This is a genomic window from Acinetobacter sp. Root1280 (assembly GCF_001425285.1).
GTDB lineage: Bacteria > Pseudomonadota > Gammaproteobacteria > Pseudomonadales > Moraxellaceae > Acinetobacter > Acinetobacter guillouiae.
Genome location: NZ_LMED01000001.1, coordinates 393195 through 419304, shown reverse-complemented (window position 1 = coordinate 419304; position 26110 = coordinate 393195). Strand labels below are relative to the sequence as shown.

The 26110-nt window shown below is 37.0% G+C and carries 19 protein-coding genes and 1 pseudogene; 12 read left to right on the top strand and 8 right to left on the bottom strand.

The genetic code is table 11. The annotated features are described in order from the left end of the window. The first annotated feature begins 106 nt into the window (after nucleotides 1-106). The 7 genes from ASC84_RS02025 (at nucleotide 107) to metC (ending at nucleotide 9092) form a co-directional block, all read left to right on the top strand. A complete protein-coding gene (locus tag ASC84_RS02025; protein ID WP_056511178.1) occupies nucleotides 107-2314 on the top strand; it encodes a TonB-dependent siderophore receptor in 2208 nt (735 codons plus the stop codon). Between the two features lie 168 nt (nucleotides 2315-2482). Further along, the gene (locus ASC84_RS02020) at nucleotides 2483-2737 is read left to right on the top strand and encodes a hypothetical protein (protein ID WP_056511175.1); all 255 of its coding nucleotides are present in this window, start codon (nucleotides 2483-2485) and stop codon (nucleotides 2735-2737) included. Nucleotides 2738-3222: 485 nt separating this feature from the next. Continuing rightward, a complete protein-coding gene (salA, locus tag ASC84_RS02015; protein WP_056511172.1) occupies nucleotides 3223-4509 on the top strand; it encodes a salicylate 1-monooxygenase in 1287 nt (428 codons plus the stop codon). A gap of 45 nt (nucleotides 4510-4554) precedes the next feature. Further along, nucleotides 4555-5907 (top strand): MFS transporter, encoded by a 1353-nt coding sequence (locus tag ASC84_RS02010; RefSeq protein WP_056511169.1) that lies wholly within the window; start codon nucleotides 4555-4557, stop codon nucleotides 5905-5907. Between the two features lie 48 nt (nucleotides 5908-5955). After that, the gene (locus ASC84_RS02005; protein WP_081409302.1) at nucleotides 5956-6849 is read left to right on the top strand and encodes a LysR family transcriptional regulator; all 894 of its coding nucleotides are present in this window, start codon (nucleotides 5956-5958) and stop codon (nucleotides 6847-6849) included. A gap of 202 nt (nucleotides 6850-7051) precedes the next feature. Continuing rightward, entirely contained in the window at nucleotides 7052-7522 is a 471-nt protein-coding gene (locus tag ASC84_RS02000; RefSeq protein WP_004720411.1) for an Lrp/AsnC family transcriptional regulator, read from the top strand. Between the two features lie 400 nt (nucleotides 7523-7922). Further along, nucleotides 7923-9092: a cystathionine beta-lyase gene (metC, locus tag ASC84_RS01995; RefSeq protein WP_056511883.1), complete on the top strand. Its 1170-nt coding sequence runs from the start codon at nucleotides 7923-7925 to the stop codon at nucleotides 9090-9092. Between the two features lie 248 nt (nucleotides 9093-9340). Here metC and ASC84_RS01990 read toward each other — a convergent pair whose 3' ends face one another. Further along, nucleotides 9341-10255 (bottom strand): LysR substrate-binding domain-containing protein, encoded by a 915-nt coding sequence (locus ASC84_RS01990; RefSeq protein WP_056511166.1) that lies wholly within the window; start codon nucleotides 10253-10255, stop codon nucleotides 9341-9343. A gap of 120 nt (nucleotides 10256-10375) precedes the next feature. Here ASC84_RS01990 and ASC84_RS01985 point away from each other — a divergent pair, with 120 nt between their 5' ends. Continuing rightward, nucleotides 10376-11080 (top strand): SDR family oxidoreductase, encoded by a 705-nt coding sequence (locus tag ASC84_RS01985; RefSeq protein WP_056511164.1) that lies wholly within the window; start codon nucleotides 10376-10378, stop codon nucleotides 11078-11080. A 113-nt stretch (nucleotides 11081-11193) separates the two neighbouring features. Here the strand turns inward: ASC84_RS01985 and ASC84_RS01980 are convergent, their stop codons facing one another. After that, nucleotides 11194-11832 carry a TetR/AcrR family transcriptional regulator gene (locus tag ASC84_RS01980; RefSeq protein ID WP_056511161.1) on the bottom strand — a complete coding sequence of 213 codons (639 nt, stop codon included), beginning with the start codon at nucleotides 11830-11832 and terminating at the stop codon, nucleotides 11194-11196. Between the two features lie 90 nt (nucleotides 11833-11922). On the opposite strand from ASC84_RS01980, the pseudogene ASC84_RS23110 reads away from it, so the two are divergent. The 3 genes and pseudogenes from ASC84_RS23110 to adeE all read left to right on the top strand — a co-directional run. Continuing rightward, nucleotides 11923-12047: pseudogene (locus ASC84_RS23110) on the top strand (IS982 family transposase); the annotation flags it as partial. Nucleotides 12048-12201: 154 nt separating this feature from the next. Then, complete coding sequence (locus ASC84_RS01975) at nucleotides 12202-13326, top strand: efflux RND transporter periplasmic adaptor subunit (RefSeq protein WP_056511159.1); 1125 nt, start codon at nucleotides 12202-12204, stop codon at nucleotides 13324-13326. Nucleotides 13327-13337: 11 nt separating this feature from the next. Then, entirely contained in the window at nucleotides 13338-16451 is a 3114-nt protein-coding gene (adeE, locus tag ASC84_RS01970) for a multidrug efflux RND transporter permease subunit AdeE (protein ID WP_056511156.1), read from the top strand. A 430-nt stretch (nucleotides 16452-16881) separates the two neighbouring features. Here the strand turns inward: adeE and ASC84_RS01965 are convergent, their stop codons facing one another. The 4 genes from ASC84_RS01965 to ASC84_RS01950 all read right to left on the bottom strand — a co-directional run bounded on the left by ASC84_RS01965 (nucleotide 16882) and on the right by ASC84_RS01950 (nucleotide 20723). Next, the gene (locus ASC84_RS01965) at nucleotides 16882-18087 is read right to left on the bottom strand and encodes an NAD(P)/FAD-dependent oxidoreductase (RefSeq protein WP_056511154.1); all 1206 of its coding nucleotides are present in this window, start codon (nucleotides 18085-18087) and stop codon (nucleotides 16882-16884) included. A gap of 157 nt (nucleotides 18088-18244) precedes the next feature. Continuing rightward, the gene (locus ASC84_RS01960; RefSeq protein WP_056511150.1) at nucleotides 18245-18793 is read right to left on the bottom strand and encodes an Rrf2 family transcriptional regulator; all 549 of its coding nucleotides are present in this window, start codon (nucleotides 18791-18793) and stop codon (nucleotides 18245-18247) included. 195 nt (nucleotides 18794-18988) lie between these two features. Further along, nucleotides 18989-20008 (bottom strand): MBL fold metallo-hydrolase, encoded by a 1020-nt coding sequence (locus ASC84_RS01955; protein ID WP_056511147.1) that lies wholly within the window; start codon nucleotides 20006-20008, stop codon nucleotides 18989-18991. Nucleotides 20009-20153: 145 nt separating this feature from the next. Next, the gene (locus ASC84_RS01950; RefSeq protein ID WP_056511145.1) at nucleotides 20154-20723 is read right to left on the bottom strand and encodes a TetR/AcrR family transcriptional regulator; all 570 of its coding nucleotides are present in this window, start codon (nucleotides 20721-20723) and stop codon (nucleotides 20154-20156) included. A 417-nt stretch (nucleotides 20724-21140) separates the two neighbouring features. Between ASC84_RS01950 and ASC84_RS01945 the strand changes: the two genes are divergently transcribed. Next, nucleotides 21141-21479: a hypothetical protein gene (locus ASC84_RS01945; RefSeq protein ID WP_056511142.1), complete on the top strand. Its 339-nt coding sequence runs from the start codon at nucleotides 21141-21143 to the stop codon at nucleotides 21477-21479. 351 nt (nucleotides 21480-21830) lie between these two features. On the opposite strand, the gene ASC84_RS01940 is transcribed toward ASC84_RS01945, so the two are convergent. Then, nucleotides 21831-22067, bottom strand: coding sequence for a VF530 family DNA-binding protein (locus ASC84_RS01940; RefSeq protein ID WP_004720475.1), 237 nt, complete (start codon nucleotides 22065-22067; stop codon nucleotides 21831-21833). Between the two features lie 333 nt (nucleotides 22068-22400). Beyond that, nucleotides 22401-25970 (bottom strand): AAA domain-containing protein, encoded by a 3570-nt coding sequence (locus ASC84_RS01935; protein ID WP_056511139.1) that lies wholly within the window; start codon nucleotides 25968-25970, stop codon nucleotides 22401-22403. Between the last annotated feature and the right edge of the window lie 140 nt (nucleotides 25971-26110).

The following is a 26110-nucleotide window of genomic DNA, read 5'->3' as shown; positions in this document are numbered from 1 at the left end:
AAGCTTAAATATCTTATAGAAATGCTTGTTCAATGAGAAAAAATTGTGAATACTCATGCGCATAAATTGAGGCTGTAAGATTATCTTTTGGGGTTAGGCAATTACTGTGAAAACGTATCCATTTTCTCGTTTACAAAAAGCACTACTGGCAGTTGGTTCATTTTCATGTCTAGGGCTAAGTTCAGCATTGGCACATGCTAATACTGAAAAAGATACACAGCAACTTAAAACGATTAAAGTAAGCGTTCAAACAGAAGAAACAACACCAACTGCTTATTATCAACCCAAGGTAAATTTATTAGGATTTACTCAGCAAAATCTTGCTGAGATCCCTGCATCTATCAGTACAGTCACCGCGGAACGTATTGCTGACCAACATGCAAAAACCCTGACGGATGTTGTTAAAAATGATGCAGCAATCGGTGATGGCTATGCACCCATTGGTTATTATCCAAACTTTATTATGCGTGGCTTTAACTTAAATTTAGGATCAAGTTATTTGCTCAATGGTCATTTGCTGCGTGGCGAGCAAAATGTGGCGCTTGAGAACAAAGCACAAGTTGAAATTCTAAAGGGTATAAGTGCAATCCAAAGTGGGATGTCAACACCGGGTGGTGTCATCAATTATGTCACTAAACGTCCAGAAGACATTCGTGCTATTACCGTTGAAGTAGATAGTCATGGTGGCAATCGTGTTGCAACTGACTTGGGTGGCTGGTTGGGAGAAGAGCAGCAGTTTGGTTATCGACTGAATCTGGCCAAAGAAGAAATTCATCCTTATGTTGAGCATGCAGATGGGCAGCGTTTGTTTGGCGCTTTGGCTTTAGATTGGAAGATTTCAGATCGCTCAAAATTAGAATTTGATATTGAATCGCAGCGTCAACGTCAGCGCTCAGTCGCAGGTTATCAATTACTGGATGGTACAACTGTACCGACTGGGGTTAAATGGGATCGTTTACTTGGCTATCAAAGCTGGAGTAAACCAGTGACCAATGAAAGCCTAAATGCCAGCTTAAAATATATTTACCAAGTCAATGACAACTGGACAACAAATCTGTCTGCTGCACAAAGCCGTGTCGTGATTGATGATTATTCAGCATTTCCGTGGGGTTGTTATAGCAGTACTTGCCAAACGACAGGTTTAGGTAATACTTTTGATCAAAATGGTAATTATGATATTTATGATTTCCGTAATCCAGACGACAGCTTCTTAACCAATCAATTTAAAGCAGGCTTAAACGGCAAGTTTAGCACAGGGGCTTGGCAACATACGCTAAGTTTAGAACTGTCACATACAGGGAAACGGCATACACAATATAATGCAATCAATGAATTGGTCGGTACAGGAAATATTTATAATGATCCTATAACGTATGCGCCTACTGATAAAACTTTAGGTACACATTATAAATCATTAGACAGTCAACAAACTGCACTGAACTTACTGGACCAGATTGACTTCAACACTGAATGGTCAGTTTTGTTGGGCGGTAAACTGATGCATTTAAATGAAAATGCCTATGATGTGGATGCAAACAACATCCGAGAGACCAATTTTAATCGTTTCTTGCCGCAGTTTGCGTTGATGTATCAACCTTGGGAACATACCCACCTCTATGCTTCTTATGCCAAAGGCTTAAGTGATGGCGGACAAGCCCCTTGGTTTGCTACTGGTATTCCTGATCAAGGTATTGAAGGTAATGCTTTTAAAACTTTAGCACCGATAAATTCAACTCAGTATGAGTTGGGTCTTAAGCAGCAATGGCAAACATTACTGTTTACCGCGGCATTATTCGATTTAACCCAAGACAATCAATACACCAACGCAGACAATTACTTTGTCACGGATGGTAAGCAACATAACCTTGGCTTAGAATTGGGCTTACAGGGACGCTTAGGGCAAAATCTAGATATGACTTCTTCTTTAGCTTTAACTCGTTCACGTTTAAAAGAAATAAAAGTGGCTGATTATCAAGGTCATCAAACTCAAAATGTACCGAGTGTCCGTTTTGCCAGTCATCTGTCTTATCGAGTACCACAAGTAGATGGCTTACGTTTATTGGCTGGCATACAATACAGTAGCAGTAAATATGCCAATAAAACGGGTACAGTAAAAGTATCAGGCTATAGCGTGTTTGATGTAGGTACAGCTTATAACTTCCGTGCTTATGGTTATGACAATACACTTCGATTTAATGTTGATAACGTGTTTAATAAAAAATACTGGCGAGATGCGGGGAGTTTCTTAGGCGATGACTATTTATTTCTTGGCGCACCACGTACTGCACAACTCTCGTGGACTTTGGGTTTTTAAAGTAACTTGCTGAGCCTATTGGTAATTTAAATTGAGATGTAGACTAAGTTAATATTTGACGGTTAGATAATTTAATTAACGAACCGTCAATAGCATCTCATTTTTTATTAGCGTAGAAGTTACCCATGTTGTTATAATAGAGGGGCAGTTTTATTAAGGAACTTTGTGATGCTGAATGTGAATGAAATTCCACATAAAGGGTTGAAAAGATATATAGCGAAACTCCCACGTCAAAACCATATAAGTTATATCAATACTGGAAGTAGTCTATTGGCTCAAACGATTACACGTTTAGCTGATGATGATGTTAAACCAGACGAAACTGAAAAATTAGTAATTGCTTTACGTCGAGCAAATGTGATCGATGGTTCACAAATGTTGATTTTGCTTGGCCGTTATTTTGATGAAACTCAACATGTTTGATCCCTTTAATGATTTTGAGACAAATGGTTATTTACGCAATTTCAGAAAAGATAAAAATTGTATTTTAAAAACCAAAACCTAAAAAGTGATTTCAATAAGAAAAATAGTGTTGTATAGACAAGGTTCTTAAATATTTTATTTAAGTCTCAAATAAATTTATGAAACTAAGCGTGATATTTAAAACACTCTTCAAAAAATAGAACAATAATTTAGTTATATCAACACCTTAGAATTTTTCAAAAAGTCCTTTTTTAAAACTATAAATCAACATAAAATTCCCCTCATCCTAGCCTTCTCCCAAAGGGAGAAGGGATTTTCAATCGAAATATGATTCACGCTACATGATCACTTTTTCATTTATGAAAGAGATTTATTTAAATAAATATCAAAAAAATAGATAGTATAAACTTAAAAATATAAATTGGATTTATTCTAAAAAATAACCAATCATAGAATTCTAAGCAATTTAGTAAGGAATGCTAAAAATGGACAAAAAAATTAGAGTTGCTGTGATTGGTGGCGGTATTGCAGGATTAGCACTCACCACTCAATTGATCAAAAATAAACATTTAGATGTACATCTCTTTGAGTCTGCATCACAGTTTTCTGAAATTGGTGCAGGGATTTCGTTTGGTGCCAATGCAGTTAAAGCCATTCAATTATTAGGTCTAAGCCAAGAGTATGAATCTATTGCAGATCTGGTAAAGACACCATACACCGATATTTGGTTTCAATGGCGTAATGGTTATACCGATGAGTATCTATCTGCATCTATTGCGCCACAAGTCGGGCAGTCTTCGGTACATCGTGCAGATTTTCTCGATCGTTTAATTCCGTTGGTGCCTTTAACAAATGTACATTTTAATAAACGTGTACAAGAAATTGAGGCAGATGAAGAACAAGCGACAATTCACTTTATAGATGGTCATCATATTACATTTGATTATGTGATTGGTTGTGATGGAATTCGGTCAGTTGTTCGAAATCATGTGCTTGACTCTAATCAATTAGCGCGTGTTGAACCTCAGTTTTCAGGGACGTGGGCATATCGTGGAATTATTAAATTTCAAGATTTTAAGCAAGCCATTGCAAAACTGGGAAATGATGCCGAAATTGCCGATGTACCGCAAATGCTTTTAGGGAAAGATAAACATATCTTAACTTTCCCAATCCGTCAGGGTGAAGAAATTAACATTGTCGCATTTAAGTCAGATCGCACTCAAACCGTATTAGCAGAGAATACACCATGGACATCGCCTGTTTCAAAACAAACGATGCTGGCTGATTTTGCAGACTGGAGCGAGAGTTGCAAGGCATTATTGGATCTGATCGACTCACCAACAATTTGGGCTTTACATGAAATTCAACCTTTAGAAACTTATAAAAACAAAAGCAATAATGTGATTTTGATTGGCGATGCTGCTCATGCCATGTTACCGCATCAAGGTGCTGGTGCCGGACAAGGTCTAGAGGATGCTTTGATTTTAGCTAAATTATTAGAAAACCCTGAGCTGACATCTGAATCTATCAAAGCTGTATCAGAAATCTATGAGCAAGTTCGATTAGCGCGCGCCGTAAAAGTTCAAAATACCTCGCGTGAATCAGGTGAAATCTATGAGCTATATTCATCGAAATATCCTGATTTTGAATCAATAGGCCAACATTTGGCACAGCGTTTTGACTGGTTGTGGCAGCATTCGCTTGAAGATGATATTCAGACAGCTAAAGCAGCATTAGCAAAACAACTACAGCACACTGAAATGACGACTTAAACAACAAAGATTACAAACAGGACAATATGACCAGGGAGGTCTATTATGCAAATCATAAATGCAAATGAAATTATTGATCATGCTAAATTAAAAGCCATTCATTGGCGAGTGATTCTACTCAGTGCATTGATTATTATCTTTGATGGTTATGATCTAGTGATTTACGGTGTTGCTTTACCCAAGTTGATGGCAGAATGGAAAATTGACAGTATTACGGCTGGATTTCTGGGCAGTATCGCCTTATTTGGGATGATGTTTGGTGCGATTATTTTCGGTAGCCTGAGTGATAAATTAGAAAGTTATGGATTTAGCCGCAAAAAATTAATTATTTTATGTATCTGTTTATTCAGTGGTTTTACTTTACTTTGTGGTTATGCCAATAATCCACAAAGTTTTGCAATCTTTCGGTTTTTAGCTGGATTGGGTTTAGGCGGGGTCATGCCAAATGTAATCGCCTTGATGACTGAATATGCACCTAAAAAACTACGTTCAACCTTGGTTTCCTTAATGTTTAGTGGCTATGCAGTCGGTGGGATGTGTTCAGCTTTATTAGGAATGTGGTTAGTCCCGCAATTTGGTTGGAAAATCATGTTTATTCTAGGAGGCACACCACTTTTACTCATTCCCATAATCTGGAAGCTGTTACCCGAATCGATTGATTATTTGGTGCGCCGTGATAAAACCGACAAAGCCATTGAGATCCTTAAACAAATTGATGGCAATATTACCTATACGCCTCAGACTCAAATTGGTCTTCATCAAGACAATCAAGCCACCTCTAAAACCCCAATAAAGGATTTATTTGCAGAAAATCGTGGGATGGTGACACTCTTATTTTGGGGCAGCGTATTTATGGCGCTTGTACTGGTCTATGCTTTAGGCAATTGGTTACCTAAATTAATGGTAGAAGCAGGCTATGATTTATCGACCAGTCTGGTTTTTCTATTGGCCTTAAATATTGGGGGAATGCTTGGCGCAATTTGTGGTGGCTACTTAGCGGATCGTTTTAATCTTGCAAAGGTATTATGCTCACTGTTTTTAAGTGGTGCGATCGCATTAATTTTACTGAGTTATAATTTACCAACGATCATTCTTTATTTTTGTATTGCTGTTGCAGGTGCTGCATCAATTGGTGGGCAAATCTTATTATTGGCGTATATGTCCCAATTTTATTCGTCCAATATTCGTGCAACAGGCTTAGGAATGGCTTTAGGTGTGGGGCGCTTAGGCGCAATTTTAGGGCCAATCTTATGTGGTTGGCTATTAAGCTTAAGTTTGCCAATTAATTATAATTTTATTGCATTATCAATCCCCTGTATTATTGCAGTAATGAGTGTTTCAATGATTCACTTACGCTTGAAAAAAACAAAATTGGCGGTGAAAGCGCTACAAATCTAAAAGTAGAGTAGGGAGGTCTACCTCCCTCATTCAATAGAGATATGACAATTGATTGATCTAAGTCTTATTAAAGTTTTTATTATCGTTTTTGAAACTAAAAATATTAGTCACGCGGCCGAACGCCTCAATTTAAGCCAACCTTCTGTCACCTATAATCTAAATCGCCTACGTAAATTTTTAAATGATCCTTTATTTGAACGAGACAAATTTGGAGTCAAACCGACCAAGTTGGCACAAAGTTTATACCCAAGCTTTAGGCAAGCAATTACCGATATTGAAATGGCAATTACAGCGTCTAAATACTTTGACCCAAAAACCTCAACTCGGATATTTCGTTTAGGCTTATCTGATTTAGGTGAAATATGTCTGTTACCTTCGTTAATTCAATATCTTTCTAAAGAAGCACCATTTATTAAGGTGGAAATCGAAGAAATTCAATCGCATAAAGTAGAAGAATGGCTGACTGAAGGTTTTTTAGATGTTGCTGTGTTCAATAGTAGTTATACCGTTATGCCTAAAATTGAATCACGTAATTTATTTGAAGAACGCTATATGTGCATTGCGCATAAGTACCATCCACGTATAAGAGATACACTGAGTTTAGAACAATATTTTCAAGAAAATCATGCGGCTATTAAATCTTCAACGGGTCATATTGAAATTGATCAAAGGCTGAAAGAATTGGGCTTAAAAAGAAAAATCATGCTTGAGCTTCCTCATTTTAGTGTTTTACAAGATGTTGTGACCAGTTCTGAATTATTAGTGACTTTGCCTTCACGGGCAGCAAAAGTATATGCGCGTAATGGTGATGTCAATATTTTTGAATTACCATTTTCAGTTAAACCCTTTAATGTGAGTGCCAATTGGTATAACCATCGAGATGACATAGAAGCCCGAACATGGTTTATCCAAACGCTACAAGAACTTTTCCAATCGCTATAACGCCGTATTCTTATTTGCATTGTATTAAAAAAACAGTGAATAGAGCCATAACTTATCTAAACTGCTCTTTATTTGAATGAGAATTTCAAGTAATCAGCATTAAGAATTAATAATCTATTTTTCTTATCTAAAATAGAATATTATTCTTATTATAGATAAATAAGTGACTCATTTTTTTAATTTCTTATATAAAGTGAACTGCATGAAATTACAGCTAGATAAATATGATCGTGGAATTTTAGAATTATTACAAAAAGATTGTACCTGGGCGATTGGCGATATCGCAGATCGTATTGGGTTAAGTAATACGGCATGTTGGCGACGCATTCATAAAATGGAAGAAGAAGGCATCATTCGCGCCAAAGTTGCTTTATTAGATCGTAAAAAACTAAATATCAATGTGATTGTCATGGTTTTTATTAAAACAGCACAACATAATGCAGAATGGATTGAAAAATTTCACAATCATATCCACACAATCGATGAAGTTATAGAAGTGTATCGGATGGCTGGAGAGACTGATTATTTGTTAAAAGTCGCTGTACCCGATGTGCTTGAGTATGACAAAGTGTATAAAAAAATAATTCAAATTTCTGGCCTTACTGACGTGAGCTCCAGTTTTGCGATGGAGCAAATTAAGTATACAACTGAATTACCTTTAAATTTTCTTTGATCATTGATGTTTTTTCATAAAAATCAAAGCTAGGTCTCAATAAGATGTATTTATTTTAGGGTTGATTTGTTCCGCATTTTACTAAGAAAGAATCGTACTATCTCCCTTTATGACAATATAAAATTAAATCAACATTTAACAAAGTAAATTTGCTAGGCATATTTTCTAAGTAAATGACTTTAAAAAACTACTCAATAACGCATTGAACATATCAATCAGCCACATTATGAATATTTACCTTATCATGTCATTATGGGAATAAAATTCCTATTAAATATTCAAATACGGATTTATATTCTATATTTTTAAAAAAATAGTGATTTATTTAAAATAAAAATTCTATGCATTTTATCTATCATTGGTTGTAGAAATATTTGTTAGAAATCATGCTGGTGCTGCTATGAATCACTTTTGTACACAAGTCATAAATTTGGGAAGAACCCCTCAGCGTTTTGATGGTTTGGTGAACACACCTGTTTATCGAGGCTCAACTATCGTCGTCGATAGTTTTAAAGAATGGGAAGATCATAAGCAAAATGGTGGTGTTTATAAACATTATGGCCGTTTTGGTGCTGCTACAGCAAAGTCTTTTGAAAGTGCAATTAATGCATTAGAAGGTGGTGCAGGATGCATGGTTTTCCCATCTGGACTATCGGCTTGTACTCATGCATTAATGGCATTTGTTGCAGCAGGTGATCATGTTCTGATTGCTGATAATATTTACGGGCCAACACGAAGTTTTGCAGACAGTATGTTGCCCAAACTGGGAATCCATGTTGAATACTTTAACTCATGTAATTTAGATGAGTTAAACAACAAAATTAATCAAAAAACCAGTGTGGTCTTTGTAGAGTCACCAGGTTCAATTACTTTTGAAATTAGCGATATTGCCGCAATCTCAGAAATAAGCCATCGAATGAATGCCAAGGTTTTAGTAGATAACTCTTGGGCAACGCCATTGTTTTTTCAACCTTTAAAACATGGAGCAGATGTCTCAATTCAGGCTGTCACAAAATATATTGGTGGGCATTCTGACATTCTCATGGGAACTGCAACAGCAAATGCAGCATCCATAGAGCAATTAAATAAAGTTGTACATTTTTTTGGTGAAACGACAAGTCCAGATGATATTTATCTAGCATCACGTGGGTTGCGTAGTTTAGCCGTTCGCTTAAAACAGCATGAAGAGAATGGCGTAATACTCGCTCATTATCTAAATGAACATCCTGCAATTGATGTGGTAAATCATCCAGCTTTAGCAATGAATCCATATCATAAACTATGGCAACAGAGCTTCTCTGGTTCTACAGGCTTATTTTCTTTTTATTTAAAACAAAACAATCCGCGCTTTGTAGAGGCTTTCTTTGATTCTTTAAAGCTTTTCCACATCGGCTTGTCATGGGGTGGATTTGAAAGTCTGATTTTGCCAGTTGGAACACCTTATCGCACTCAAAGTCATTTGCCTAGTCGTGGATATTTGGTGCGCCTACATGCAGGACTTGAACATGTAGACGATTTAAAAGCGGATTTGGATGAGGCTTTGGCTATTGCGCAGCGTGCGATAGCTTAATTTCATTATACTTTATCGTAAAATGAGACCTTAAATATCCAATATAGCAAGACTATAGAAGAAACCCTCTAATAAAATAGAGGGTTTAATTTAAAATGGATTAAAAATTATAACGGACACTTAATGTGGCATCTCTTGGTGTACCCCAATTCATAAAGTTTGCACCAATACATTCGTAGTATTTCTTGTCAAAAATATTGTCAACGTTCAGCTGAAGCTTAATACTAAGCCTCATCTTCAACACGAGTTTAATCAGATGCTTTTGGCTGATCAAATTGAGTAAATAGCCAATGATGAACTTTCGATAAGGCTTCAGCACCAACGGTATGACGTGGATAAACGACATAAAATCCTGTTTCCATGGCTAACTCCTGTGGAAAAACTTTAACCAGTATTCCAGACGCTAACTCTGAATGTACAAATATTGGATGGGTTAAAGTAACTCCTTGAGCAGCAATAGCAGCATCAATCGCAAGTGCAGTCTGATTAAAGCGGATATTTTTAAATAGATTTTGCGTATTCTTGAATTTTAATTTCTCAATAAAATGCGGCCAAAGATTATGTGCATCATGTAATAAGGTGAACTGGTCTAAGGTGCTGATCTCTAAAGATTCCTGATTTGATAGCTTAAGTGACTTGATTAACTCAGGACTTGCCACCGCAATAAAGGTGTCTTGCAACAGTAATTCAGTATTTAAACCTGTACCAAATGGTGGTTTACCATAACGAATTGCCAAATCAACAGCATCATTTTGAAAATGGGAAACTCGTTCTGTAGCCAAAATCTGCAAGTCAATATCAGGATGAGATTGTCTAAATTGATTTAATCGAGGAATTAACCATTTCGCTGCAAAAGTTGGTGTAACACTCAATGTAATCTGCTGATTTGAATGGTGAAACGATTGAGTTGCCTCAAAAATTAAACTAAAAGCCTGAGTAATGCTCGCGGCATATTTTCGACCATTCGCTGTTAAGTTTACGCCTTTCGAATGTCTCTCAAATAACTTTATTCCCAATTCTTCTTCTAAATGACGGACATGCTGTGCAATTGCACTTTGAGTGACATGTAACTCTTCGGCAGCGAATTTAAAATTTAAATGCCGACTGGCGGCCTCAAAGGCCTTTAATGCGTTCAAAGGTGGTAAGCGATTGAGTAGCGTCATACTATAGTTTTTCTACATTCAATTAAGAGAAAAGGTCAAACCAGATCAACGGAGCTTAATGCTATTCTAGTTACAGTATTCATATATATTCGATCATAAAACATTTAGAGGATAGCACAAATGACTGTAGAAAAAGTAGCATTAATCATGGCTGGTGGAAGTGGTATGGGGGCAGCCGCCGCGCGAAAATTACATCAAGATGGCTACCATGTGGGTATTCTTTCTTCTTCAGGTAGAGGAGAAGAGCTTGCTAAACAACTCGATGGCATTGCCGTGACAGGTACCAATCAATCTACAGCTGATATCAACAAGCTGATTGAGCAAACATATCAAAAATGGGGGAGGATTGATGTTTTAGTCAATAGTTCAGGACACGGTCCACGTGCACCTATTTTGGAAATCACTGATGAACAATGGCATTTAGGTTTAGATACTTATTTAATGAATATTATTCGTGCTACTCGCTTAGTCATTCCGATCATGGAAAAGCAGAATGCAGGGGTGATTATCAATATTTCGAGTGCGTGGACATTTGAACCCAGTGACCTGTTTCCGACCTCAGCTATTTTTCGTGCAGGACTGGCTTCGTTTACTAAGATTTTAGCGGATCAATATGCGGCAAAAAATATTCGTGTGAATAATATCTTACCAGGATGGATTGATAGTTTGCCTGAAACCGAACAACGTCGCCAATCTGTGCCGTTGCAACGCTATGGTACCAGTGAAGAAATTGCTGCAACTATCAGTTTTCTTGCTTCACAAGGCGCAGGTTATATCACAGGGCAAAATATTCGTGTAGATGGCGGTATCACTCGTTCAGTTTAATTCATGATGATGACCTTAGTTCAGCCTTATCAATGAGTTTATAAGGCTGAATAGAATAATCTAATGATTAGATACACGATTAATTTTATTGAATTTATGTTTGCTTAATCTAATTATTTCGAGCTATCCATTTCAACTTTAAATTGCCACGCGCTTAGAAAAGTACGGCAGGCTTCTTCATTCAACTGTTGTAACTCTTCAGAAGTGGGAACTGCACCACCTAATAAAGTTGCAGGATACGCATAGCCCATAACAGCGCCAAGGAACGCTTTAGCTGCTGCTTCAGAATTTGAAATTTTGATAATTCCCGCATTGTTAGCTGTTTCGAGAATATTGATCATCGATTTTTTGATACTTCCATACGTACGTTGTTGAACCTGCTCAAGTATTTCTGGCATTTCTACTAATGCTATAATGATTAACCTTTGAAGACGAATTACGTTGGTATTGTAGAAATGATTTTGAACAGTTTGGCCAATTTGTATTAATAGCTGCTCTAACATCATTATTTCATTTAAATTATTCTTCTCATCAAATGGTGTTTCCATTTCTGCTTTGAAGTTCTCGAAAATTTCAATGAGTAGAGCTGTTTTTGTTGGGAAGTGATTATAAAGTGTCTGTCTCGTAGTTCCTGCTTTTATCGCAATTTTATCTAAACTTACATCTAAACCATGTTCAAGAAATTGCTCACGTGCTGCCAAAATAATATTTGGACGAGCTTTAGAAGGACGTCCTCGACTTTTCTTTAACATAATTAACCTGAATCGCGGATAAGAAATTGACTAAAAAAGAGGATAGAGCCATCAGTTGAGTTACCACACAAAACTCACAACCCAGTCCTTATGTTAGATAGTACCCAATTATTCTGTCTAATTGATGATTTCTTTCTAGAATTTGAAGCAATTTATTGGAATTCTTAAAGCAAAACCATAGATGCTTAAGGATTCCTCACTCAATGCTCAGTATTAACTCGTCCCATTTGTTTAGAAGCCTACCTTGTTATCAACATATGATTCATCTGATCAAAAGCAAGATTCTGGTTAATTACAATTTTCAACCTATCAATATTATTTACTTTACAGTAAAGTAAATAAATTATCTATAAGTCTATGGTTCTAGATATGCCTGATTTGAGATTTACTTGTTATAAAATTTTTTTTTCCGTTGTTTTACTCCCTTTTATAAATGGGTGTGATTCAGACCAACCTGTAAAAAAAGCAACACAGCAGGTGAGTGTGATAACCATAACTCCTGAAACTATAGAAACTGACCGGGTATTAGCTGGCCGGACAGTTGCATCTGAAGTCTCACAAGTTAGACCTCAAGTAAATGGTGTAGTTGTTGCACAGCTTTTCCAAGAGGGTTCATATGTTAAAAAGGGGCAGCCGCTTTATAAAATTGATTCAACGCTTTATCGAGATAGTCTTGCAGAGGCATTAGGTAATTTTGAATTGGCTCAGGCAACTGTAAATTCAACTCGCCTTCAAGCTGAACGTTATGAGCAATTAATTAGTGTCAATGGTGTTAGTCGTCAGGAGCTTGATGATGCGAGAGCAGCTTATGCGCAAGCAAAGGCTGCAGTGAACGTTAATAAAGCATTGTTAAAAACTGCACAAACCAATCTTAACTATACTCAAATCACAGCTCCAATTTCGGGAAGAATCGGTCGATCTGCGATTACACGTGGAGCCCTTGTAACATCTAGTCAAGTAGATGCTCTAGTAACTATTCAGAATTTAGATCCAATGTATGTAGATTTAACTCAATCCAGTGATGAATATATGGCGCTTCGGAAACAACTTACAGAAGATGGGATAGAGCCCGAGGAGTTAACTGTAAGTTTGGAGTTGAATAATGGAATGAACTATCAAGAAAAGGGAATTTTTAAGTTTAGCGATATCACCGTAGATGAAGCAACCGGGAGTGTCACATTAAGAGCTTCATTTGCAAATCCGAATCAATCTTTATTGCCAGGAATGTATGTGCGGGCACAACTTGGTACAGGACCACGTCCAAAAAGTTTATTAATTCCCCAAGGGATTGAAATTAGAAATGCTGATGGTGAGGTATTTGTATGGGTTATTGGACAAGGGAATAAAATTGAACAAAGAGCGCTTACTTTAGGCGAAGCCATAGACAATCGATGGTTAGTATTATCTGGTTTGCGTTCTGGAGATAAAGTTGTTGTCGAAGGTCTGCAAGGATTAAGTGCAGGTATGGCCGTTGAACCTACACCCATTCGCTGAGGAATTTTCGTATGCTGTCTAGTTTCTTTATCGCTCGTCCGATATTCGCTTGGGTACTGTCCATATGCATTATGGCGATGGGTGCAATTTCCATTTTCACTTTATCTGTTGAGCAATATCCTGATATTGCACCTCCTGGTGTAAATGTAACAGCAAACTATCCTGGTGCATCAGCCAGTACAGTTGAAGATAGTGTTACTCAAATATTAGAGCAACAAATTAAGGGAATTGATGGTTTACTTTATTTTTCATCTACAAGTAGTTCAGCTGGTCAGACTCGTATTAGTTTGAGTTTTGATCAAAATACGAATCCAGATACAGCTCAAGTTCAGGTACAGAACGCAGTAAATCAGGCATTGAGTCGTTTACCACAAGAAGTTCAACAACAGGGCATAACCGTTACAAAGTCTCAAGGAGACAGTCTGTTAGTTTTTGCTCTTTATGATGAAAGTGGTGCAAGATCAGATGTTGATATATCTGATTACATGGTAAGTACACTTCAAGACCCCCTAAGTCGGGTAGATGGGGTTGGTGAGATCACAGTATTTGGTGCGCAATATGCGATGCGAATATGGCTTGATCCGCATAAGCTAAATAGTTATAGCTTGATGCCATCCGATGTTAGAGTTGCTATTGAAGCTCAAAATACTCAAATCACAGCAGGTGAGCTTGGAGCTTTACCGACTAAAGAAAACCAAGCTTTAAATGCAACTGTTACTGCATTGTCTCGTTTACAAACGGTAAGTCAATTTGAAAATATTATTTTGCGGACTGAGCCAAATGGCAGTGTAGTATTGCTAAAAGATGTTGCTCGTGTCGAACGAGGCGCAGAAAGTTATCAGACTACCACGAGATTGAATGGTAAATATGCTTCAGGTATGTCAATTCAGTTAGCGTCAGGTGCAAATGCCCTTGAAACAGCTGAACGTGTTAAAGCAGAGGTTTCAAGATTAACAGCATCCATGCCAGCAGGTTTAAAGGTGGCTTATCCACGTGATAGTACTCCATTTGTAGAAGCATCTGTTCAAGGCGTGATTAAGACCCTAGCTGAGGCAATCTTCCTTGTCATTATTGTGATGTTCGTGTTTTTGCAAAGTTGGCGCGCCACATTAATTCCTGCAATTGCTGTTCCAGTGGTTTTGTTAGGTACCTTTGGAATTCTGAGTGTATTGGGTTATACCATTAACACATTGACATTGTTCGCGATGGTATTGGCGATTGGACTCTTGGTTGATGATGCCATTGTTGTTGTAGAAAATGTTGAGCGTGTAATGCATGAGCAAGGTCTTGATCCAAGAGAAGCTACGCTTATTTCTATGAAAGAAATTTCAGGTGCGTTAGTTGGTATCGCAATGGTCTTGTCTGCTGTATTTCTACCGATGGCTTTTTTTGGTGGCTCCGTAGGGATGATTTATCGGCAGTTTTCTGTGACATTAGTCTCAGCGATGGTGCTTTCTGCTGTGGTTGCCCTAACTTTATCTCCAGCCTTATGTGCTACTTTACTTAGACCTAACAATCATCAGCGTAAAAAGAGACGTTTCTTTACTTGGTTCAATCAAAAAGTAGAGCTAAGTCAGTCCAAATACCGTAATTTACTCGTTAAGATCATCAGTAAACCTAAAATATTTATGGTTTTATTTGTTGTGATCACTGCTTTATTAGGGTGGCAATACACACGAATGAATACGGGCTTCCTCCCACAAGAAGATCAGGGTTCTGTCATGGTCCAATTTAGTACGCCTGTGGGCTCGACCTTAGCTGAAACCCAAGAAATAGGTAACCAAATTTCAGAGTATTTCATGACGAATGAGAAAGATAACTTGAACGTTATTTTTATGGTTATGGGACGAAATAATGCTGGTAGCGGTCAGAATGTAGGTATGGCATTTGCCAGTCTAAAACATTGGGATGATCGTAAGGGAGAAGATAATACTGCCGAGGCAATTATTTCTCGTGCAAATGCACATTTTAGCTCAATGAAACAAGCGCGGGTTCAAGTACTTTCTCCATCAGCGGTACGTGGATTAGGTCAATCCAGTGGTTTTGAATTATGGATGCAAGATGCGGAGGGTAAAGGGCGAGATGCTTTGTTAGCTGCGCAAAGTACGGTTCTAAAAGAGGCAAGTGCAGATTCTGGACTTGCCGCGGTTCGATTAAATGGACTCGAAGATAAATCTCAATTACAAGTCAATATTGATCAACGTAAGGCAAGTGCATTCGGTTTAGCACAGACTGATATTAGTAGTACTTTATCAACTGCATGGGGTGGTTCATATATTAATGACTTCATTGATAGAGGTCGTGTCAAACGCGTTTATTTACAAGGTGATGCGGCATATAGGTCATTACCACAAGACATTGGTCAGTGGTATGTAAGAGGAACGACAGGAGAGATGACACCATTTGCTAGTTTCTCATCTGTTAATTGGCAAATGGGACCGCAGATGTTGCAACGTTTTAATGGTCTTTCATCTGTTCAGCTTCAAGGTTCTGCCGCAACTGGTGAAAGTTCAGGGGCTGCAATGAATAAAATGCAACAGTTAATTGATCAACAACAAGGCTTTAGTCTTCAATGGAGTGGCTTGTCTTATCAAGAAAAGTTAGCGAGTGGTCAGACGATTTGGTTATATTTGGCATCTATCATATTTATTTTTTTATGCTTAGCTGCATTATATGAGAGTTGGTCAATTCCATTCTCCGTTTTGCTTGTTATCCCTCTTGGATTAATTGGTGCTGTTATTGCAGCTAGTATTGCAGGATATGTTAATGACATTTATTTTCAGGTCGCGATGCTGACAACCATTGGTCTTTCAGCTAAAAATGCGATTCTTATTGTAGAGTTCGCAGCAGCGAAACTAGCAGAGGGTCAGTCATTAATAGAGGCTGTTATTGAGGGTGCAGGTCAAAGATTAAGACCCATTATCATGACCTCATTGGCATTTGTTGCTGGTGTTTTACCACTGGCAGTTTCAACAGGAGCTGGTGCAGCCAGTAGAAGAGAAATTGGTATAGCTGTGACAGGAGGGATGATATCCGGCACATTGCTTTCAATTTTCTTTGTTCCATTATTTTTCTTTTTGGTACGTAAGGTATCTATAAGATTGAAAGTTTCTCCTAATAAATGATGTAAGGTCCTTACTTATATTATGTGCATTAGGATACTCAGTAACGTGATGTATAATCTTGGATCATCACGTTACTGAGCTGTGGCAACAATAGTGTTGTCTAGCCACAGTCTTGGATATCTTAGTTAACTTATGTTTATATAAAATCTAGTTCATAATTATAAGGAAAGGAGAAATATACTTATTAAATTTAATAATTTAAACTGATAATTTTCAAAAATAGTAAATTAAGTTCATGAACTAATGACAATGATCTCAACATACATTAATTACAGGACAAAACACATTTTCTGCTAAAAAACGGCTTTAGTGATAATAGAAGAGTTAGAAAAGTCATAACTTAATGCTCAAAAAAACCTAAAAGCAAAATCAGTGATGGTTTTGCTTTTAGGGGAGTTAAATAAAATGATCTGCTTTAGCAAAACTAATTTTAAGGAACAATTACAAAATCAGGATTTGCTATAGCAAAAACAGCTTCACGGTCTGCAACTGGCGGATAAATCCATACCGTATTAATTTCTTGCTTAATTTTTTTCGCCTCGTGGCGCACAAATTGAACTTTTCGATCCCATCCTTCAGTGTAAAGTGCTCCCCATGGGCCTAAGTCGACACAGGTCACATACTTTGGTTGGCTATACACATGTAATGGCAAATCAACCAATTCTGCCGCGGCATTGTAACCCGCTACGCGGCCTAGGCTCATGGCATGCTGACATGACATCACGTTAAAATTACCTAAATTGTCGGTTGGAACTTTTACAGTATCACCCGTCACAAAAATATTTTTGGCCTCTGGTGCATGTAAATAAGTATCACCTAAAATACGACCTAAATTATCTTTTTCACCTACAATTTGAGAGGTCAACGAGTTCGCTCGCATGCCCGCAGTCCAAATGACAGTTTCTGTTTCAATTCTTTCGCCGTTAGAAAGTGTTACTCCAGAAGCATCAAGTGCAGTAACGCGTAGCCCAGCTTTACCTTCAACGCCGAGTTCGCTAAGAGCTTCTCGAATTACCACTGCAGCTTCGTCACCCAATGCTGCACCAATTTCTGCTGATGAATCGACTAAAACCACACGAATATCAGTTTCAGCTAAAATGCTACGCAGGCGTTCAGGCATTTCGGCAACTGTTTCAAGCCCTGTAAGTCCACCACCAGCAACGACTACGGTATTACGTGCCGCACTTACAGGCATATTGGCTAAACTTTTAAGATGCTGATCTAGTTTTTCAGCATCTGCTAATGTGCTGACACTAAATCCATAGTCTTTAAGACCAGATATAGGCGGCATATAGCCAGTACTTCCAGTTGCCAGAATAAAACGGTCATAACTTAAGCTTTGTTGATCGCCGTGGATCGTTGTAATCACAAGATTTTGGGCAGTAGTATCAATTTCATTTACCCAGCCAGCCACATATTTAACGTCAACGACATTTAATATATCTAATATATCAGGATACATATTTTCAAGTACAGCTTCATAAAGACGAGGACGAATATCAACATTCGGACTCGGGGAAACCATCAGCACTTCGATATTTTGTTCTTGCGCAGCCAAATGAATTGCTCGTTGTGCGGCAAGTGCAGCCCATAAACCAGCAAAGCCAGAACCTGCAATAATAATACGCTTACTCATTTGATTATCCTTTTGATAGGTTTTCGGACATGTAAATTCCAGCTCATCCCAAAATTTTGGGTGAGCGAATCCTTTCTCTGACTGTCCGAAAAATCTGAGAAGGCGTTTAAAACGTTTAGAGAAGTTTTACCTTAGGGATGAAAGCCCTATAAGCTCATTAGTCGGGCGTATCCCGTGATATTTTACTTTTCCGCATTTTTGCTGTTCTTCCTTCAATGCGTTCATTGATCCAGCCATTTACATCACTAAAAAAAACGTCGGGTGCATAACGGCCAAAACGGTCTGCAATATCACCAAGTGTATGAGCACCTAAAGCATCTCGCATGGCTTTTTCAGCCTGTAGCATAACTGCATGCACTGCACACACACCACTGGTTGCCCAATCGGGTGGGGCATTGTTAAAGACCGCACATTTTCCACGTACTTCTTGGCATTCAAAAAGCGGTTTTTCACCTTCAATTGCATTCACAATATCGAGAAAACTGATTTCGTGAGCAGATCGGGCCAGTAAATACCCGCCACGAACACCTTCTTGCGCCAAAACAAGTTTTGCCTTTTCAAGTTTAGGAAATATCTTGGCCATAAAGCTAGGAGAGACGCCTTGCAATTCAGCTAAATCCTTACTACTCAATGGTTTATCTTCATTATTTACAAGAAAAAGAAGACAGTGAATCGCATACTCGACGCTACTAGTGATATAAGCCATTTCATTTCATAATTGATCAATTACAAACACAGACTAATGCAGTCTGTGTTTTAAGTCAATAATAAAACTAAGACAAAGTTAGTCCTAGTTTTATTAAAAGAAAATATAGAGGAAAACAATAGGGCTATATCACTGAATTTAAATACCTTTAAATGATAATTGAGGAACGTAAATAATTTAAAATGATTGAAAAAATTACGGACGCCACCAATAATTTTCGACATTTGGCTGGTTTAAGTTCAATACTTCACCCATTTGAGGGGTACTCATTGCTAAGCTATTTTGCTGAGCCAAAGCCACGATACGTTCAAATGGGTCGTCCCAAGCATGAAGCGCCAAGTCAAAAGTCCCATTATGGACAGGCAACAAATGACGTCCTTTTAAATCGATATGCGCTTGTAAAGTTTGCTCAGGTTGCATGTGAACATCTGGCCATTCTGGATCATATGCCCCAGTTTCTAGCATGGTAAGATCGAAAGGACCATAACGATGTCCAATCTCTTTAAACCCATCGAAATAACCAGTATCGCCACTAAAAAACACCCGTAGATCATTATCAATAATCACCCACGATGCCCAAAGCGTTGTGTTGCTATCACTCATACCACGACCTGAAAAATGATGGGCAGGGGTAGCAATCAGCTCAAGACCATCCACATGGGTTGTTTCCCACCAGTCAAGTTGCTGAACCTTTTCTGCTGGCACGCCCCATTTAATCAATGTGTCACCAACACCAAGTGGTGTTAAGAAGTGTTCAACTTTGTCTTTGAGTTGGATTACTGCATGGTAATCGAGATGGTCATAGTGGTTATGCGACAAAATCACGCCTCTAATGGGAGGTAAGTCCGCAATGCTAATAGGTGGTTGGTGAAAACGCTTTGGGCCAATCCACTGAAAAGGCGAGGCACGCTCAGAAAAAACAGGATCGGTTAACCAAAATTCATTACGTAATTTTAATAAAATGGTCGAATGCCCAAGACGAAATAGAGAATGGTCTGGGGCACTCATGAGTTGTTCTTTTGATAAACTTAACACAGGAATTTCTCGGTTTGGCACCGTATTTTTCGGTTTGTTAAATAGAAATTTCCACATTAAGCCTAGCGTTTTTCCGAAAGAATGTGTGTGCAGATTCGGCCGTGTATTGCTATATTTTCCATTGTATTGCTGTGATGACATGACGGGAGAAGGCAAGTCTGTTGCGTTTGAAATTGTCATTTTATTTTCCTTGAGTGGAACAAGCTATATCTGTAAATTAGAACTTGAGATAAGAGCTTATTTTGATTTATTTAAATGAGTATTTAATCACTCATTAATTAATTTAAAAAATAAGAATGCTGCACATCCTTACTTTAGTCTTTATCTACATTGAAACTGCATGCCAAAACGCTTCAAAACCTGACTTCCGATAAAGATCAGCTTGATAAGTGTCTTGGGCAATAAAGTTGAGTGTGACTTCGGCAAGTGCACCCAAAATCGAACCGATAAACAAGGGTGGATAATCTCTTAATTTGCCGTCATCAATATGTTCTTGAATAGTCTTAGTAAAATCACAAAAAGTTTGCATACCAATGTGTTTACTCTGCTCTGTAATTTGTTCTGAAGTCGACAACTGTGCCATCACTTTACGTTTGAGTGGGGCATCTAAACTCCAGTCCAAATAGCTTTGCCAGATATAAAACATTTGGCTTTGTAGGTCTGAGTTGTTCGGATAATTCAGCATTATGACCTGACGCAGTTCGGCCTTTAGCGAAAGGTATAATTGGTTGAGTAATTCCTCTTTATTACTGAAATAAGTAAATAAAGTACCTTCTGCTACACCAGCGACTTTGGCTATTTTTGAAGTAGATGCGCGCTCTCCAAGTTCTGCCAATGTTTCAATAGCAGCATTTAAAATTGCATTACGTTTATCTTCACTACGAGGACGGGCCATAGACAAATATATTAATTGAGTGATTACTCAATCATACATAAAAATAGACAAAGCGCAAGATATATATTTAAAAAGGGATGGGCTTTTCAAGATCACAAGCTATAGATGCATCACATAGACAGTGCCACACAGCAAATTTAGCGCTTTAATTAATAGTCATAATTATAATTTCGGCAAGCGATAAGACGCGAGAAATTATTGATCACTGTATGGAATCACGTGAGTCAGGTAATGCTTCTATAGAATAGAACTATTTTTAAGTCTTTGATCTATATTTTAAAATCTAAATCACGGACAACTTTTCAGAGATATGTGTAATCCTGAATATCTGCTGTTACAGCATGTGTAAATTGCTAGATTATCTCATCAGATTGTTTCAGTATAGATCCAGACACTCGAATTTACAGGACAATCATCATGATATTGAGATATCGTATATTTTTAAAATATCTTTCTATTTTAGGTTTTGTGGCAAGTTCTGCTGTGACTAGCGTAGCTTTCGGAAGTTCCGAGCAGGCATGGAACAAGCATGATCAGGAAATAAAAGCGGCTTGTATAAAAGCAAGTCAACTTAAAAATGCCAAGACAGTAAGCAATGTCATGCTGTTTGATGATCGTGTTGGATATTCGGCACTCTTGATTCAAGGAAAATATCCGCAAGCACATATGAAAAACAAAACAGGGCAAGAACTGTGTTTATGGAATAAGACATCGAAGAAAGCTTATTTAACTGAAGCAAATACGAAAGTACATTGAAGTCATAACCATACAAAATCGAGTAGCGATCTGATTTCAGCATAACTTATATTATGTTACTTGGGATACTCAGCAACTTGAAAATAATTTTACTGATTCAAGTTGCTGAGCTGTAGCAACAACAGCATTGTGTGCCACTGTCTCTGATATTTTAATTAACTTATGTTCACTTAGAACCTAGTTCACAATTAAATTTATATTTAATAAATAATAAATTTAATTACTTAGAGCACTAAAATAACAATTTATAAAATATTTGGTTCATGAACCTAGCTATGAATACATAGTTTCCTACTAAAAAGGTCTTAAGAATAGACTAAATTTGTCTATGCTGAGTCAGGGTTTTGATAGCTACGATTTCTGTTTGGCTTTTTGGCGTAAGACATACAAATATAAGCTTTCTACTTTTTCACGTGCCCATGGGGTAGTACGTAAGAATCTCAATGATGACTTAACACTTGGATCTATGCAAAAACATCTAATTTCAATTTTACGACTTAAGCCTTCAAAGCCATCGTAGTAATCTAATAATTCATCCAAAATGTCAGCAAGTTTTTTGCCGTGTAGAGGGTCATTGGAGGCGTTCATAATAGATCAACCATATTTTGGGAGACCACCATTATAACCTGAGCTAGTTGAAAAATGAGAGGGTTGGAATTTAAGTGTAATTAACATAGAAAATTACGGCTTATTTTCTAGTTAACTTTTTTCTAAATATAAATTAGTCAAATTCTAATAATTAGGTAGCCATTGCAAACAACATATGAGTAGGCAACTTACACAATATTCTATTTAACATAATGGTTTCATTATGCGACTTCAAAAGCTAAAACAACAACTTAATTTTACCAATATTCATTCATTAAGAGCTTTACAGCAAAATAAAATAATTAGCTCATCGTATGGTAGTTTTCTGTCTCGTTAAATGCATGCAATAAGATTATGTGCCTTATATTCCGTTATGATCTTTCGATCCATAATGATAATACTTGTTTCACGGCGTATCGCTAACTGTGACTTTCCGTTTTGCTGGTTTTCATACCATTTGTAATATGCATTCGATAGCCAGTTCCAACTTCCCACGACAAGAACACGATCATCAATTAACAAAACCTTCTCATGTGTACCCTGAGGCAGTCTTATCACATTATCAGCACCTAACGCAGTAATATAATCTTGGACTAACTGTTCATCGTTATCATCTTTATGATTAAGCTCAAGATTACTGTAGCCATAATAGATTTTAATGTTGATCCCACGACGTTTGGCCATCTTCAGCAATTCGAGTTGTTGCTGCGTTGATATGTTATAAGGTTTACGAATCCATGGCACGACAATAACAATACTTTTCTGACTATTTTGAAGATAGTATTCAAAGGCTTTCACATGCTGAACATCGTAGATATGCTTTTTGACAGCAAAACTTGTTTCATAATCTTTAAAGCTTGGACTTTGATTACCAAGCTCTAGGTAAAAGTCCGAAGATGTACGCTCAGCAATTAAACCTAAAGAACCTTTTGAGTCTTTTAGTTTATGGTAGTTGCCAACCACAATGAACTGCTGCTTAGCGCGAGAAACAGCCACGTTCAGTATATTTGGTCGAGAATTAAGGAATGCTGCACTATCAGCCTGTTCAAATATCACGGGACTAAAGATGATCACTTCAAAACCAACACCTTGGAACTGATGGATTGTACCTATCTTGGCCAGTTTGTTTTGCTCCATACGTTGACCATAAGCACTAATCAATTGACGCTTTTGATCCGCATAGGGCGTAATGATCCCAATATCACAAGTAAGATTATACCCAGCCTGTTCCAACTGATCTAAAAGCTCACCAATGCCTTTTACTTCATCCAGATTAGTTTTCCCTGAGTGTCTAGCACCATCTACATGGTAGAACATCAAATGATGTGCCCCTATACCTTCAAACGCTTTCTGAATTCGCTCACTTGGTGTGAATGAAGATATGCTTAAGCCTTTATATTTTGCTATATCAATAAAAAGTTGAGCAATTGGCTCTTGACAACGTCGATGTTCATCTAAAATAATGCCATCACCAATATCACTTATTTCACCAGACAAGGTTCCTGAAGCTCTATGATATGTGGTCACCTGACCAGGACCTAACATTGCATACTCATCATCATGATAATAAAAGTATTCTTTATAAATTTTTTGTTCTGATGGTTTTGAGATTGTGCGTATAGGTTCCAGCTGAAGAGGATCACCAACAATCATAGCTTTATTACTTCGAGCAACAATCGGGACGAGGTTCTCTACCGATACCATTCCCGCCTCATCAAGCAAAGCTAGATTCCATGGTTTTGTACCATTTAACTGCTGTAGCTTTTTAAAGCCAGACATTTTGAAAACTGATGCCAATGTTGTTGCTACAACTGGATAAGCCAAAGAAATTAACTGATAGAATTTTTCAGAATCTTTTATAAATTTGCCATAATGTGGCGTTGGTACATTATCACTAGACAACATGGCCAACCAATGATTCAAGGCTTGTACAACTTCAACCTTACACCGTAATTGTTCTTGATAGAGAAACTGTATCGACAACTCAAAAATTTTACGGTTCTCACTAATGGCTTTAAGCCTAAATATATCGCTTAAGTCATTGCAGCCGGTGTATTCCTTTGTGAACGATTGATATAAAGAATTAAATTCTTGAGTATATAATGAGGCAAGCAACATCTGATTGATGATCATAAGCTGATTATTGATGTGAGTCAGGTTTTGTTCTAAATCTAGTAACAGATCATGCTTAGTTAAGGTTTCACATGCATCCATCAGATTGATTTTTGCTGGAGAAAATATTGTGATAATTTTTAGAAACTGTAATTTGAAGAAATCGCCAAATGATAGAGAAAATGAACCTCTGACTTTTTTATTAAGCATCCAGTCTGAAAATTGGGAAGGATTAAACTTTTTAGGCCAATATGCCAGTAAATTCTCAACATGTGCTAAAGCTTCTTTAATTTGAGATATTTCTTTCTCTAAATCAGCAACTTCAACTTTAAGTTTTGACTGAATATCAGTTAACTGATCGGTACTATATGAGTCATACCTATATTGTTCATCAAGATTTATACTTTTTGCTGTTTGATATTTTGATAATTCGAAGAATAGCTCCGTAGAATTGTAATCATTCAAAGACGTAATAAAGGGAATTTTGGCTTTTGATAAATTTAATGTTGATTTTTCAGTAAGAAATCTTTTACCAATCGCATCAATATTTTTTTTGAGATTCAATATCTGATCTTTTAATTCAAGATATTGAATCTCATCAAATTCCTTAAGTTCGAGATCAGCAATATGAGGTGCTAAACGTGATTGAATTTCCATATCCAATTTAGCTTTAGCACCACCATGAAGCCAAAGCCAATTTAGATTTTGTGTAAAATCTTCAGCTTTAAGATCTGCAATGACATTATCAACTGCTTTAATGGCCGTTGAACATACCAACATATTAAGATTTTGGTCATTACCTGAAATGACTGATAATGCACGAGCAGTAACTTGCTGTGCGATTAAAGACTTGAATAGGGTAGTCTTACCAGTGCCTGGAGCCCCTTGCACTGCAATCAATGGAAGTTCAGGCTTAATGTTTGCTGCTTGGATTGCTTGAAACTGTCCACGACCTAAAGAATATTTGCTTTCGAACAACCCATAGGTCTTAACAAGATGTACAGGCTGTTGAACCACGACCGATTTATCACCACCAATTTTGGTTAAATACTCATTCAGCAGTGGATATTTACTCGACACGCAATTTTCGCCGTGAATTTCTATTTCATGGAGAATAAATTTAAAGTCTTCAAGATCACTTGTATTGACATCATCATTTTTTGAAGAATATATTAATCCACCGGTATTTCTAGCAAAGAATATATTTTTAAAATTATTGTTTTTAATGACTAATCTCTCATTTGCCCATTCAATAAAACCAAAGTACATGGATTCAAAATCAATAAAAGTAGTTTCGCAAATCAATCCTATTAAATCAATTATATTTCTAGATTCATCAATTTGATCGGCATCAACATCAAAATAGTTTGTTAATACTGAAATATTAACTTTCACAAAATTAGGTAGATTTGAAGATATATCAAAACCAGTGAAGTTCTCTGAAATCAAAAAATCTGCAGGTAGATCTATAACAAAAATAGGTAAATAAAAAGATTGGTTTTTCTCATGCATAGTTAAAAGAGGGAATGCAAAAGATAGTGGATCAATGAGTTTATCTTTTTTCGTATCTTCATCAAATATAACAAACTTTTCTTTTAAATGAGCAATTTTACTAGGTTGTATTTCAATAAATACACCATTACTTTTAGGGTTCTCAATGAAATCCGAATGAGTGAATATAATATTTTGACAATTATTGATTGTTTTAACAGGTATTTTTGATTTTTCGCATCCTGTAATTTCAATGTAATGTTGCCAAGCTTTAAGTAAATTCGCTTGATCTAAACTCATTAGCAGACTCTGTAGAATGATAGTTTTTTCAAATACTAGCACACATAAATAGAAGTTAAAACTCTTAGATATTTTATTTAACATAATATACATTATGCGAAATAATTTATATTAAGACACTGATATACATAGGTTTTAAT